We start from the raw sequence: 13,969 nt of genomic DNA, 5'->3' as shown, positions 1-13,969 counted from the left end.
GGAACAGGGAACAGGCAAGAGGGAAAAGTTAGAAAAACATTTCCATTTTCTAAGATTTATCATTAGTCTATGTCCTAACCAATTCTTTCTTAGCTATACAAAATTATAGTGACAAACAGCTAACAGAACTATAGCGTGCCTATGCTGAAAAAATATTAAGCAGGACTTACTGGAAAAATCAATATTCCTTCAGCATCTACCAATACATAATATTATGCCTAATTCTTCTTCTGCCTGGGAAGTACGAAATCTACCTATATTAGGACTTCTGTTGAGACAAATAGAAGCAGCGCCTAAACCTCTTCCTGAAGATTCTATTCTATTACGAATCATGGTACAGGCATTGGTAATAGTAGGCATCATAGCAGTTGACGTGGCTGCTGGGGTGGCAACAGATGAACTGCCTTTAACTTTTTGGGCTGCACCATTAAGTATTATAGGAGCAATTTGGAGTTGGTACAATCGCTACAAAAGGAATGTACCAGCTAAGTTTTGTTTGGCTATAGGAATGTTATTAGCGTTAGCTGCTTTTTTGAGCAGGTTAGTTGGTGAGTTAAATGATACGCGACTGGTATTGGCGGAATTATTGATTCAACTTCAAGTTTTACATAGTTTCGATTTGCCTAGGCGAAAAGACTTGGGTTATTCGATGGTTATAGGGTTAATTTTGTTAGGGGTTGCGGGTACTATTAGTCAAACTTTAACTTATGGACCTGTATTATTGCTGTTTATTATTCTTGCTATTCCTTGTCTTATTTTAGATTATCGTTCTAGGTTGGGTTTGCAGTCAAAATTTTTAGGTAATAAATCAAAGTTTCTGAAGCAAAAGCAGCGACAAAAATTATCTCTATTAAATGCTACTTTGTCTCCGAAGCGATTAACAATATTATTGTTAGTAATTATCGGATTAGGTCTGGCAATTTTTGCTTTTTTACCTAGGTTGCCTGGGTATCAATTACGAACTTTTCCTGTCAGTGCTCCGATTAATTTTGATGTAGGAAATTTTGACGGACGGACAATTACAAATCCTGGTTATATTGGTCAAGGTAGGGAGAATGGAGATGGTTCTGGAAATAGTAATGGAACTAATCAAGAATCAGGTCCGGGAACTTTAGATACTACTTATTATTATGGGTTTAATACTAAGATAAACCAAAATTTACGCGGGCAATTAGAGCCTCAAGTTGTGATGCGAGTTAGGTCGCAAGCTGAAGGTTTTTGGCGAGTTTTAGCTTTTGATAAATATACTGGTGAAGGTTGGGAAATTTCTCGGAATGATAATACTTTTACTTTAAATCGTCCGCGTTGGTCTTATCAATTTGATGTGAAATGGGGTCGAAATAATTATGCAAATGAAACTCAAGAAGTTATTCAAAGTTATACTGTAGTTTCTCAATTACCAAATTTAATTCCAGCTTTATACAATGCTAGAGAACTATATTTTCCTACTGAAAAAATAGCAATTGACCCTGATGGAAATTTACGTTCTCCTCTTGAACTTCGAGAAGGTTTAACCTACACAGTAATTTCTGATGTTCCTTATCGAAATCCTACTATTTTGGGTAAGGCAGGAACAAATTATCCAAAAAGTATTAGTCAATATTATTTACAAATTCCTCCAGAAATAGCCGAAAAAGTCAGAAAAAAAACAGAAGAAATTTTAGCCAGTAAAAATAAAGTTGCTAAAGATAGTAAACCTATTACTTCTCCTTACCAAAAAGCACTTTATTTAGCTCAAGAACTCAAGCAAGACCCAAATTATAAACTTCAGAAAACACCGCCATTTTTGGCAGAAGGTGAAGATTTAGTATCAGCATTTTTATTTGGTTATCAAAATAGTCCGGAAGGGGAAAAAATTACAGGTGGCTATGGCGATCATTTCTCCACTGTTTTGACAATAATGTTACGTTCTATTGGAATTCCTGCTAGATTAGTTGGCGGTTATGCTCCTGGAGAATTTAATCCTTTTACTGGTTTATATGTGGTAAAAAATACAGATGCTTATATGATGACCGAGGTATATTTTCCTGGGTATGGATGGTTTGCTTTTAATCCTATTCCAGGAATGCCATTAATTCCTCCTTCAATTGAAAAAAATCAAACTTTTACTGCGTTAATGACTTTTTGGAAGTGGGTAGCTGGCTGGTTGCCTTCTCCCGTAACTGGTTTTTTGGAGAGATTTATTGATGGAATATTCCGTTGGATATTGGGAATTATTGGTTGGTTTTTTGCTCTATTTTCCCAAGGTTGGCAAGGTATATTTCGCGGGTTAATTTTAGCTACTGCTTTAAGTTTTCTGGGTTGGTTATTGTATATATTTTGGCGAAAATGGCGTTACGGTCGTTGGTTAGCAAGGTTATCTCCGATGGAGAGTATTTATCAACAAATGTTGAGTTTAATGGCAAGTAAAGGATTAGTTAAACGTGGTTTTCAGACACCTTTTGAGTATACTAAGGCTATTCAGGAATATAACTCTATAAATGAAGTAGAAATAATAGAAGAAATTTCTCAAGCCTATGTTGGATGGCGTTATGGTAGTAAGGAAGTTAATTTAACCAGATTAAAAAAATTACTGCGAAGTTTAAAGCGAAGTATTAAGCGTAGATTAAATTAAAGGAAGGAAGAAGCAAGAAAGCTAATTTTCAAATAAATTCAAACACTCAATTAATAAATAGAGACTCCTAAACTTGAGGAAATTAAACTGTCGAAAATAAACAAAAAGAAGGTTTTATTTACTTCAAATTCTAATTATTAGACGAGTTCAATAATTATATAATTTTTCACAAAGGTAGACTACATAAATTATATAAATATCTAAAGTTTTATAGTTCAAAGACATCATAATTGTGGTCTATATTAATGAAAACATCTATAAAAATTACATCTCAATTTTTGACTGACAGCGCTTTTTATAACTGAGGTTAATTTTAATATTAATCACTATCCACATTTCTGATACTCCCTGTTCCCTACTCCCTACTGCCCCAGAATTTTGTAGTTTATCAAGTTGTAAACTGCTATAAGTTGAATAGTGAATGCTTATAGGTAATTATCCATTATCCATTATCCATTATCCATTAATGAAGGAGTATTTGGGCATCGAAAACTCACTCATATAGAATTCGGTTATACCAAATCTCAAAAAATTTTCTATGTTTTATTGAGCGGAGGAGTAGGGGAGTAGGGAGGTTGCATGCAACCTCCGTACAGAGTAGTAAAAATATGAATAATACATACTAACTTGCTAATAATCGCTCTGAAAATTTTTGAATCTTACTAATTACTTAATCATTGAAGTCTTGGATAAGTATAGCATTCTTTTTGAGAAATGGTCTTATACAATATATGTTGATAATTCTATAATTACTTCAATATTCAATATTCAATATTCAATCTCCCCATCTCCCCATCTCTCCATCTCCCACAACTATATAATAAGTATTCAACCGAATTTGATATCAGAGATTACTTTTAACTTTTAACTTTTAATTTTTAACTTTTAACTTGCACATAGCGCCATACTTACTTAAGAAAACGGTAATTCTGTACCACAAATTTTACAGAATTTAGCATCAATATCATGGTAAGAAAAACCACAATCACTACAGACTTTTTCTTGCTTATTTGCTGTTTTGATAAGTTGTTTAATTAAATCTCCAAGTTGGGAAGGAATTAAACTAATACCTGTTAATATCATCAAAACAGTTAATAAACGACCTTTTTCTGAAATAGGAATTACATCACCAAATTCCACAGTTGTCATTGTGACAACCGAAAAATATACAGCATCTAAAAAAGTTTTAAATGATTCAGGATTTACAGGATGTTCTACTTGATAAATTAAGCCATAAAAGATAAAAATAATTGAAAATAAAGTAAATAATATCCTAGCAAAAATAACCCCATCTTCTGTACCAATCCGAAATATATAAATTTTGAACTTCAGAAATATAATTAGTCTCAAAATTCGGAACCATCTTATGAGTCTAATAAAACTCAGTTCCAAAATTCCTGGAAAGATTGGTAAAATAGCTAATAAATCAATAAGAGAAAAAAAGCTAAAAACAAAATTTATTTTTTTTCTGCACACCAAAATCTCAGTAAATATTCAATAGCAAAACATACTAAAATAGAATCATCTACTAATTCCAGTATCCTAAAAAATTGCTCTGGAATTGGATAGGTTTCTGCAACAAATATAGCTGAAGATAGTAAAATAAAAAAGAGCAAAATAAAGTTGATAGTTTTACCTATAGGATTTTCTATATCTTCTAAATAAAATGCCATAGTTTTTTTTGTTGGTATAGGTGACATGATTTTTAATCTTATGCTTTAGAGTAATAATTATCAAACTAGATTGTAACTACAAACAGATCAGTATAAATAAACTAAACAAATATAGGGCAGGTTTTTCAGACTAAACTATTAATTTTTCAAGTTTCGCTTAAACCCGCCCCTACGTTATGCTTTACAATAAACAGATAATTTCTCCACTATTTAATCCACTATTTAATTATGTCTGACCTAGAATCCAATTTATCTGCTCTGACGGCTAAAGTGTCAGAATTGGAAAAACAACAGACTACTCTGAAAAAATATGTTGTTAAACTGAAAAATACTTTAGATGAGCAAATAGAAAATTTTCATCATCGACCAGAAATACAAACTCTGGAAAATTTGCAGGAAAAGTTAACTGCTTTAAATTTACGTTTAGATGAATTATTGGCTGTAAATAATCCGATAAAATCGACTGAAGTAGAAGATACATTATCAGAGAAAATATCAGAAAATTCTCAAGAATATGAAAATAAATTAGTATTCGAGCTCTCTGGCAGGCGTGGTGTATTAATTGAGGCTTTGTCAACAGTTAAATCACGATTAATTATTGTTTTTCCGTGGTTAAAATGTAATGGTATTGATGAAAGTTTACTGGTTAAAATTAAGGGTTGTTTAGACAGTAGTTTTCAGATAGATATTGGTTGGGGATATTTGGGAGATAGGTCGAATATTGGCAAGGGTTGGAAATATAATGTTTTGGTAGATTTACAGGAATTATAGCAAAGTTATCCCGATTTATTTAGGTTTAAGTTGTTAGGAATTCACGAAAAGTTTTTGGTATGCGATGAAAAGTTTGCTTTTGTGGGAAGTCATAATTTTTTAGCTTCTGGCGAGGAAAGTTGGGAACGAGAAGTGGGTATTTGTAGTAGCGATCGCGAAATTATTCAAGGATTAATTAACAGTTTTGATAATGCTGAAGTTTTGGAGGAAGAAGAAATTAATCGCAGATTTGCAGCAAGTGTGATATTATGAATTAAATGGAATTTCAGGATATTCTGAAGTTTGTCATAAAATCTATCTCACTATTGTTAAAAGCCTTAAATTTAAAATGGAATCAGAAGAAAAACTATTATCAATTGTAACTCCTACAAGAGGTAACTTTTCTGACTACTGGTTAGAACGACTACTAGCAGTTAAAGGTAATGTTGAATTTATTTTGGTTTATCCTCCTAATGAGGTAGTCAAACCTTACCATGATCCTCGATTAAAAGTTATACATAGCTCATTCAAAGGTGAGACTATTCAACGGATGACAGGAATACTTAACGCATCTGGAAAATATCTTTTAGCTTTAGATGATGATGATTTTTTACATCCTGATGTACTCAAATTCACTTTTGAATATTTCCAAAAAAATTCCCAAAGTTGGGTGCTACGTTTACAGAAAAAAAACATAAGTTATTTGGATGAAGAAATTATTAAAAGTGATTGGGGTAAAATTCCAGAAATTAGTGACATGGAAATTGTGAAGCGAAGAGACGATAGTAATAGAGATAATAGTTTAGAAGAAGTTCCGATCGCACCCTTAGAAAATCAATTTAAGATATCTGCTTTATGGCTATATACAAAAAGAACAGATCAAAAAGGCCGACATATTGAAAACTTTAATAATAAGGTATGGCAAACTGAAATGGTAAAAAATTCTCTCTTTGAATTATCAAAAACTATGAGGGCAGCAGACCCTATTACTTGGTTGCCATCTTGGGGTTTTGATAGATTATTAGGGTTGTTTGTTCAGGCTCAATATTATCGAAAAGATATTTGTGTAGGTCACTCAATGCCTCGTCCAGAGCAAATTAGATACATAGGCAAACCTTATTCTTTGAAAAAAGTTAGGATTATTTTTCCTGCGGATGCCTTATTGGTGAGAAAGTTCCCACAATATGGTTACTTTTGGAATCTTTTCTTTAACGAGTTATACAATGGTCTGAAAACAAAAGTAAAACAAACTCTATTCTTTAAACAAAAGTAAAACAAACTCTATTCTTTTCTAGATAAGAAGAACGAGTTATACAATGGTCTGAAAACAAAAGTAAAACAAACTCTATTCTTTAAACAAAAGTAAAACAAACTCTATTCTTTTCTAGATAAGAAGGTACTAAACTAACAGTAATAAACTTAGGAAAAAATATTACACAGTAATTTTAGTAGTTCACCATCCAGAAATAAAACCTTAGCTGCTGCTTTACTTCACAAACCTGAAATACCCTATATAAAATAGTATATGGTAACCATGGCCTTACTAAAGGAGATAAATGTCAAATTTGGCTAAATTCTCTCTATCATTAAAAGGTAGTCCGGCTCGCGTAATGGTAAATAGGGACAATCAATGCCTGGCACGGGAGCAAGATGCTCCTACTGCCATGTCTCGTAACAAAAATAATTACAATGCACGACCATTAGAATGCACCACTACCCATTAAAAAACTCCACTTTGCTGAATTTTCTGTTTTTGTATATTCTCCTTTTCGGCAAAAGCAGCATCTAATTGATCCAATAATTTCCTAATCTTTTCCTTTGTCTCCTCGCTAGTTTGAGGTTGCCTATTTAACCACGACATTGCCCTTCTTCGCCCTTTTTGACTTGCCACAATTAAAGTACCCCAAGCTATAGCATTAATTTCTCGATCTACTCTTAAAGCAGCATCAACTCGGTTGCGGAGACGGCCAGAATCATTTTGCAGCAATTTAGCAATGTCATAAGTGCTGCTCAAATTATTTTCAAACACATTTAGACTTTCTTGCCAACGACCATCTATTAAACCAGCTAAAACTTTTTGACTTGGACTTGCCCAGGAAGCGATCGCCTGAGCTTCTGTAATATTGGCATGAAACTTAATTAAATCAAACTGAGCTTGTGCTTTTTCCGACCATTGAGATTCATCCATTAAATTTTCTCGCAAAGATTGAATTAAAGCAAAAGCAGGAGACCATAAACCATTACGAGCTAACCTTAGAGCATCCTTATAGTATCCATCCCCAATAGGAGTTTCATCAAGGGAAATTTTCTCTAATTCAATCGGATTAAGTATAAACTTTCGTGGTTGAATCGAATAAATATCAAAATCAGGATCTAATCCCACAGTTTGTTCAACCACCAACTCCGGATCTCCTCCCCCAGTCATTTCTTGCCAAATAGGAGCTTGACCAGCAGCACTTTTCCATTCCAACATGGAACTCAAGTAATTTTTAGTGGGATTATAATTGACAATTTGCCCATAAGGAATAGCTTTGTTATTTTGTAACCTCTGACCAGTGACAGTAAACCAAACTCCTGCTCCGGGAACTTTCCCTTGAAACTGACGTACCGTTGTAATAGGTAAAGGTTGATTTGAACCTTGAGGACCAGCAGCAGACTCAATAGTAGATGCAATGACAAAAGATTCAGCCGGACCCTGAAGAGGTAAAGTATTAACTAATCGAAAATATGGTTTACTACCTTCTCGTTGATTAACAGATAAAACTGATTGATAGACCCGCAATTCTACTACTTCCCGACAGGGAGTTTCACAAGGCAACGATGCCCTAGATTCAATTTGCTTCATTACTGGCACTAATATATCAGAACCAGAATTTGTTGTTGTATTGGGAAGAGGAAAAGTTTTTCCAGCACTAAACCCTTCCTCTTTAATATTAGATTTAATTTGCTCCAGGGTTTTTAGAGATTTATTCTCAGAGATGTAGAATTGAGTCCATTGCGGTAATATTTGATTGAATGAGACTACAGCGTTTGGATCGGAAATTAATTTGACACTAAGCCATGCTCCCACTGCCATTAAACTAGAACCACCAAATAATAGGGAAATTCCTATCCATTCAATCATCCATTTCCGCCAAGGTAAGGATAACAATTTCAACGAAAGTTTTTGAGACTGAGATGTTCGTCTCCGACTTCTCCTAGATTTTGCAGTAGAGGTAATTCCGCTAATTTGTGGAGTTTTTCTAGTCCTAGGATAATAAGCTTTCTCAACTGTTTTACCAGCTTTAAGAAATTTCCTTTGATTGTAACTAACTTTGGAGTTGTAAATCTTTTTTTTCATAAAAAACTTTTGGTAAGTTATAAAATAGACAAGGCATCAAAAATTTAACTAAAAAGCAAGGTGTGCATTATGGTAAATCGGAAAAATCAAGTTAGAGATTACTTAAATAAAGCAGTTAGATATTTAATCAACTGGTGCAGTGGAAACAAAATATCTACTATTGTCCTCAGTGTTAATTCAGAGATGAAAAAAATATCAATTTAGCTAAAAACAACTAACCAAAAGTTTGTACAAGCACCACACCATATTTTCAGATTAAAACTAAAAGCTGTGTTTATTAGAATTAGATATGGTTTAGCTTATGTAGAGCAGGAATATTCCTATCAGTCTAAAGTTAGTTTTGTTTTTTTAGACTGGGAATAAGATGCCTGTTTACAATGGGGATAATCCATCGGAAATACAGTTTTAGTGGTAAACGAGTCAAAGGAGGTTTGTACAAAATCCGCGGAAAATAAATTGATAAATGCTGACTGTAACGGTGCTGCAAATATTGAAGCAAAAAGTAACCTGAATAGTTTGATCCCGGACAGATGCTCAGACATCTTGACTATGCCATTAAGGGTTAAATTTAACGTGACTTTCGTCCGGCAAATTTGTTATCCTTAAGAATTCCCGTGGATTTATCCTGCGGAGTGTTAATATCCTAGTAATACCTCTTCATAGCGCTGACCTTGAACTTCCCAAGTATACTCGGTTTCTATGAGCGATCGCCCGTTTTCTGATAACATTTGTCTCAACTGCCCATCCTCAAATAATCGACTAATGGCCTCTACATATTCTTTTACTTGATTTGCTCTTAATGCTCTGAGTGCTTTACCTGTACCATCAACTGCTAATCCTTCCAAACCACGATCGCTGGCCACAACGGGCGTACCCGCAGCCATTGCTTCTAAGGTTTTATTTTTAATTCCAAAACCAGTACGCATAGGAATTACACAAACTGTAGCTTGATGTAAATATTCTGCCATTGAAGGTACGCGACCCGTAACTTTTACCCCAGGGCGAGTCGAAAGTTCCTGTACTTCCGGTACTGGTCTTGCCCCTACCAATGCTAAAGTTGTATCAGGATAACGTTCTTGTACTTTAGGCAATATTTCCAGAGTCAAAAAGCGAACCGCATCAATATTAGGAAAATTATCCATAGCTCCCACAAAAATTAATTGCTTTCCTCCTGGGTCAGCACTACGATAAGAAAACTGACTAAAATCTACCCCATTCGGAATAACTGAAATTTGACTATTGGGGTTAAATTCTTGGAGTTGTTTCCCATCTTCCTCGGTTGTAGCGACTATACAGGAAAATTTTGAACAATACCGTTTTTCATAACGCAGGAGTAGGGGAAGATTAAGTCTATCTCGCAAAGGTTTCTCTGCTGTGCCAGTTTCCAACTGTTGCCTACAAGTGCCATAAACTGAACTGTGGACATTCACTAAGGTTTTGACTTTATCTTGCCATTGAGGGCGGATATAAATTTCATTAACGCAATGTTCGCAAGTAATGGCCTCACATTTACCTGCTGCTACAAACTCATCTACCCATTTTTGCATTTCTGGGGAATATATAGACAGAACGCTTGGTGGAGTACCTTCTATTATAAAATTACTAAAACGTCTTAGTTTTGCTAAAGTTCCTTGATTAGATTCTTGGGGGCGGGAAAATATGGCCAATTCTTCCACATAAGATCGCAATGAATCTATTTCCGAATCATTGACATCTGGAGAGCGTTGTGTTACCAAGGTAACAGAGTGTTTCTGACTCAAATATTTGAGTAAATTAAATGTTCTAACTTGAGTGCCTCCTCGGCTGGGAGGATAAGGAAAAGTAGAAGAAAGCATTAGGATTTTCATAAAATTGGTAAGTTATTCTATATTTTTCTCTATTACAGCTAATTTATTATATTTGATGAGAATATCATAGTCTTAATTTTAGTTAGACTGCGATATTTTAATTTTAGGAATAGATTTTATGGTGCAAAAATGACTGATAGTTAAAGGATTAAAAAAAACCAAACCTAGCCTTGAAAAAAGGTAATAGTTTTTTAGGAAATAATCTTGAGGATTAGATCTGAATGCTTACCCAGTAAAACAAACTTTCAGAAATAGCTAATCAAATAGAAATTCTAGTAGTAGGTGAGACGCTGTGGGAATCATGGAATTATTAACTGGATTAAAAGTCAGCAAACTGGTAAATGTTAGTTCATAAATGATATGCCGAAAACAAATCCCTACCGCTATAAGTATGAAAATATCCGAGATAGATTTCCACAATATAAAGAAGAAATATATCTTTATAGTCAATAAGATAAGGGGAATTTTCTTAAAAAAGACTGCTTGATTTACAGTTATGAAGATTATATTGTCCAGCAAGTAACAAATGATTGGATATTTAATATCAAACATGACCTACTATTCTGGAAAAAGTGCTAGTAGGTATGATCTAATTGTTATTAGAGATCCTTTTAACCTTTTGGCAGGTAGATTACAGAGGTATAAAAAGTTTTGAGAAGACCTCAATCATCAAGAAAAGGATTTATTAGTAAGGTATTCTAATTAAACAATGGTTGATTTATGGATTGATTATGCAAAAAAAAGAGTATTTAGAAGAAATAAATTATCTCAAGCATAACAAAATTTATATAAATTATAATCAATGGTTTGCTGATGTTGAATATCGGCGAAAAATCCCCGAGAAACTGCAAATGGAATTTTTTGATGCAGGCATTGATCGGGTGACTGGTTTTGGAGGAGGTAGTTAATTTGAAGGAAAAAAAACTTGATGGCAAAGCAACATCTATGGATGTCTTAAACAGATAGTAAAAATTCTTTGATGACCCTCAGTACAAACAATTTTTTAATCGGGAAGTATTGGAGTATTCAGAACAAATATTTGTTCATATTCCTGGTACAGAATCTCTAATAAATAAGTAATAATATTGATATTTTAATTTTAGGAATAGATTTTAGGGTGCAAAAATCATTGATAGTCAAAGCATTAAAAAAACCAAACTTAGCCTGGAAAAAAAGTAAGCGTTTTTTAGCACATAATCTTGAAGATTTTATCAGAATGCTTACCCAGCAAGACAAACTTTCAGAAATAGTTAATCAAAAGGAAATCAGAGTAGCAGGTATGAAGCGCACTGGTAACCATGCAATTATTAACTGGGTTAAAAGTCAGCATACTGGTGAAGTAGGATTTATTAATAATGTATCAGCTAATGAAAACCCCTACCGCTACAAATATGAAAATCTCCAAGATAATTTTCCAGAACATAAATGGGCAATAGAACATAATCGTCAACAAGCTAAAGGAAATTTTATTAAAAGAGATTGTTTAATCTACAGCTATGAAGATTTTCCCTTAGACCAAATCGCAAGTGATAAATTTGAGCATAACCATGATTTATACTTAGGAAAAAGTGCTATTAGATACGATCTACTAATTATTAGAGACCCTTTTAACCTTCTGGCAAGTAGATTAAAGACTTCTTCTAAAGTGCCATATTTTTTATCAGTAAATTCTCAGAATAAAACAATGGTTGATTTATGGCTTGATTATGCAAAAGAGTATTTAGGAGAAACAAATTATCTCAAACATAACAAAATTTGTATAAATTATAATCAATGGTTTGCTGACATTGAATATCGGCGAAAAATTGCCGAGAAACTGCAAATGAAATTTTCTGATGCAGGAATTGATAGAGTTTCTGGTCAAGGTGGAGGTAGTTCATTTGAAGGAAAACAATTTGATGGCAAAGCAACATCTATGGATGTCTTAAACAGATGGCAAAAATTATGTGATGATCCTCAATACAAACAATTTTTTAATCAGGAAGTATTTGAGTATTCCGAACAAATATTTGGTCATATACCTGGCACAGAATCTTTAATTAAGTAATAATCGCGCAGCTTTTAAAAATTTAGTTATCATTGAAAATAAAGTTAATTATGTATTAAAATTCTAGGATAAATTCAGTAATCTATAACATGGCAAAAGTTAGCGTTTGTATTCCTACCTATAACCGGGCAAATTTGCTGCCTTATGCAGTAAATAGTGTTTTAAATCAGACTTACAATGACTTTGAATTAATTATAACTGATGATGGTTCAAAAGATAATACTGCAGAAGTAGTCAGTAAATGGAATGACTCCAGAATTCGTTATATTCAACATCCTCAAAATATCGGACGCAGTAAAAATATGCGTTCTGGTTTTGATGCTGCTACAGGAGATTATTTTATCAAATTTGATGATGATGATGCACTCACTCCTGAATTTTTAGAAAAAACAGTCGCAGTATTAGATCGGATGCCAAATGTAGATTTTGTCTGTACAAGTCATTGGGTTATTAATGAAAAAAGCGAAAGGGAAGAAACTGCCACTAAAGAGAATGCAGCTAAGTGGGGAAAAGATAAATTAAAGGAAGGAATTATTCCTAATTTGGTTCAAGAAACCTTTCAATACCAAAGTTTACAGGTAGGTTCAACTTTGTTTCGTCGATCCTGTTTACAAGAAGTTGATTATATGCGTCCACAAGCAGATGGATGTGAAGATTTTGATTTGCTAGTTAGGTTAGCTGTAGCAGGTAAGGTAGGATATTTTATTCCAGAATATCTTATGGAATATCGTTTTCATAATCGTCAAACTAGCTTAAAACAGGATATTCATTTTTTGTCAGCTAAGATTTTTTGTATGAATACCTATCAGTTTGAGGATCGAGAATTGGAAAAATTACGTTTAGTTAAGTTAGCAAATACAAAACAAATATTAGGAATTAGATTAATTGAGAAAGGTGATAGTAACAAAGGCAGAGAATTATTACAAGAGTCAAGCCAAATATTAGGAACTTCATTAAAAACTAGATTTGGTTTAATACTATCTTATCTACCCCTAAGTTTACGACAATTAACTTTGCAAAGCTTTAGGAAAATTCGTCCTCAAGACTATGCTGATAAAGTTAGAAACCCAGCTACTTGAGTTGACAATAAGTAAGTATAAATTTTGAGAGATCGCCACTTTACTCTATCAATATAAATCGCCCTAAAAAATAATGATTACTTGACATTGGCTTGGCAATAATACAGGCCAATTTTTATTGACTAAAACCAGAGTAGAGATCATAGCAAGATTTGCTATTCAAGCAAGAAAATAGATTATTTCATCACTAATTATCCAGACATTTGGAGATAATAAAATTATCATTCCTTAACACAAAAAATTTATAATCCAGATAGTTAAGAACACTAAGAGTATCAAAAAATTATTTTGTTCTGCTGTCAACTTTTGTTGCCAACCAAAACTTTGACCAGGCCTTAAAAAAATTTTACGTCTGCGATCGCCAAGATGTTAAGCTTGGCAAAACGGTCTGAAAATATGGTCTAGATCAAGTATATTTATACTCGAACTTTCTACAGTTCAAAGTCAAAAGTTAATTACCCGATTTGTGATGAGTAAGTAACTCTTGACTTATTAGATAGGTAATTACCGTTCTATTGAACTTATCCAAATTTACCCAAAATGATATTTGCAGTTTTGGAGACTAATTTCCTATATACTTGACCCAGGCTTAAAATTGCTGGGAACTTTACCTACTATT

General features: G+C 33.3%; 10 protein-coding genes and 1 pseudogene. 8 read left to right on the top strand and 3 right to left on the bottom strand.

Annotation, left to right across the window (positions count from 1 at the left end; all coding sequences use genetic code 11):
* Window positions 1-214 precede the first annotated feature (214 nt).
* A complete protein-coding gene (locus tag ACP6PM_RS20780) occupies window positions 215-2,614 on the top strand; it encodes a transglutaminase TgpA family protein (RefSeq protein WP_426587966.1) in 2,400 nt (799 codons plus the stop codon).
* A gap of 912 nt (window positions 2,615-3,526) precedes the next feature.
* Here the strand turns inward: ACP6PM_RS20780 and ACP6PM_RS20775 are convergent.
* Window positions 3,527-4,287, bottom strand: a pseudogene (locus ACP6PM_RS20775) (ion transporter).
* A gap of 228 nt (window positions 4,288-4,515) precedes the next feature.
* Between ACP6PM_RS20775 and ACP6PM_RS20770 the strand changes: the two are divergent.
* The 4 genes from ACP6PM_RS20770 (at window position 4,516) to ACP6PM_RS20755 (ending at window position 6,761) form a co-directional block, all read left to right on the top strand.
* Complete coding sequence (locus ACP6PM_RS20770; protein ID WP_426587964.1) at window positions 4,516-5,058, top strand: phospholipase D-like domain-containing protein; 543 nt, start codon at window positions 4,516-4,518, stop codon at window positions 5,056-5,058.
* 30 nt (window positions 5,059-5,088) lie between these two features.
* On the top strand, window positions 5,089-5,310 hold the full coding sequence (locus ACP6PM_RS20765) for a phospholipase D-like domain-containing protein (RefSeq protein WP_426587962.1): 222 nt from the start codon (window positions 5,089-5,091) through the stop codon (window positions 5,308-5,310).
* Between the two features lie 76 nt (window positions 5,311-5,386).
* A complete protein-coding gene (locus tag ACP6PM_RS20760) occupies window positions 5,387-6,310 on the top strand; it encodes a glycosyltransferase (protein WP_426587960.1) in 924 nt (307 codons plus the stop codon).
* 283 nt (window positions 6,311-6,593) lie between these two features.
* Complete coding sequence (locus ACP6PM_RS20755) at window positions 6,594-6,761, top strand: hypothetical protein (RefSeq protein WP_426587958.1); 168 nt, start codon at window positions 6,594-6,596, stop codon at window positions 6,759-6,761.
* Here the strand turns inward: ACP6PM_RS20755 and ACP6PM_RS20750 are convergent.
* The gene (locus tag ACP6PM_RS20750) at window positions 6,758-8,377 is read right to left on the bottom strand and encodes a hypothetical protein (protein ID WP_426587956.1); all 1,620 of its coding nucleotides are present in this window, start codon (window positions 8,375-8,377) and stop codon (window positions 6,758-6,760) included. The genes ACP6PM_RS20755 and ACP6PM_RS20750 overlap by 4 nt on opposite strands.
* Window positions 8,378-9,012: 635 nt before the next feature.
* Entirely contained in the window at window positions 9,013-10,224 is a 1,212-nt protein-coding gene (locus tag ACP6PM_RS20745) for a glycosyltransferase family 4 protein (RefSeq protein ID WP_426587954.1), read from the bottom strand.
* Window positions 10,225-10,955: 731 nt separating this feature from the next.
* Here ACP6PM_RS20745 and ACP6PM_RS20740 point away from each other — a divergent pair.
* From ACP6PM_RS20740 to ACP6PM_RS20730, 3 genes are all read left to right on the top strand, one after another.
* The gene (locus ACP6PM_RS20740; RefSeq protein WP_426587952.1) at window positions 10,956-11,132 is read left to right on the top strand and encodes a hypothetical protein; all 177 of its coding nucleotides are present in this window, start codon (window positions 10,956-10,958) and stop codon (window positions 11,130-11,132) included.
* A gap of 209 nt (window positions 11,133-11,341) precedes the next feature.
* Entirely contained in the window at window positions 11,342-12,271 is a 930-nt protein-coding gene (locus ACP6PM_RS20735) for a hypothetical protein (RefSeq protein ID WP_426587950.1), read from the top strand.
* 89 nt (window positions 12,272-12,360) lie between these two features.
* Window positions 12,361-13,350 (top strand): glycosyltransferase family 2 protein, encoded by a 990-nt coding sequence (locus ACP6PM_RS20730; RefSeq protein ID WP_426587948.1) that lies wholly within the window; start codon window positions 12,361-12,363, stop codon window positions 13,348-13,350.
* Window positions 13,351-13,969 lie beyond the last annotated feature (619 nt).

Origin of the sequence: Dapis brunnea BLCC-M229, from assembly GCF_050015995.1 — a bacterium.
Lineage (GTDB): Bacteria > Cyanobacteriota > Cyanobacteriia > Cyanobacteriales > Microcoleaceae > Trichodesmium.
This window is presented reverse-complemented; position numbering and strand designations above follow the sequence as displayed.

Excerpts from the sequence above, each read along its gene's own strand:
- ACP6PM_RS20780 (WP_426587966.1), top strand. The coding sequence starts at position 215 with ATGCCTAATTCTTCTTCTGCCTGGGAAGTACGAAATCTACCTATATTA.
- ACP6PM_RS20770 (WP_426587964.1), top strand. The coding sequence starts at position 4,516 with ATGTCTGACCTAGAATCCAATTTATCTGCTCTGACGGCTAAAGTGTCA.
- ACP6PM_RS20760 (WP_426587960.1), top strand. The coding sequence starts at position 5,387 with ATGGAATCAGAAGAAAAACTATTATCAATTGTAACTCCTACAAGAGGT.
- ACP6PM_RS20755 (WP_426587958.1), top strand. The coding sequence starts at position 6,594 with ATGTCAAATTTGGCTAAATTCTCTCTATCATTAAAAGGTAGTCCGGCT.
- ACP6PM_RS20750 (WP_426587956.1), bottom strand. The coding sequence starts at position 8,377 with ATGAAAAAAAAGATTTACAACTCCAAAGTTAGTTACAATCAAAGGAAA.
- ACP6PM_RS20745 (WP_426587954.1), bottom strand. The coding sequence starts at position 10,224 with ATGAAAATCCTAATGCTTTCTTCTACTTTTCCTTATCCTCCCAGCCGA.
- ACP6PM_RS20740 (WP_426587952.1), top strand. The coding sequence starts at position 10,956 with ATGCAAAAAAAAGAGTATTTAGAAGAAATAAATTATCTCAAGCATAAC.
- ACP6PM_RS20730 (WP_426587948.1), top strand. The coding sequence starts at position 12,361 with ATGGCAAAAGTTAGCGTTTGTATTCCTACCTATAACCGGGCAAATTTG.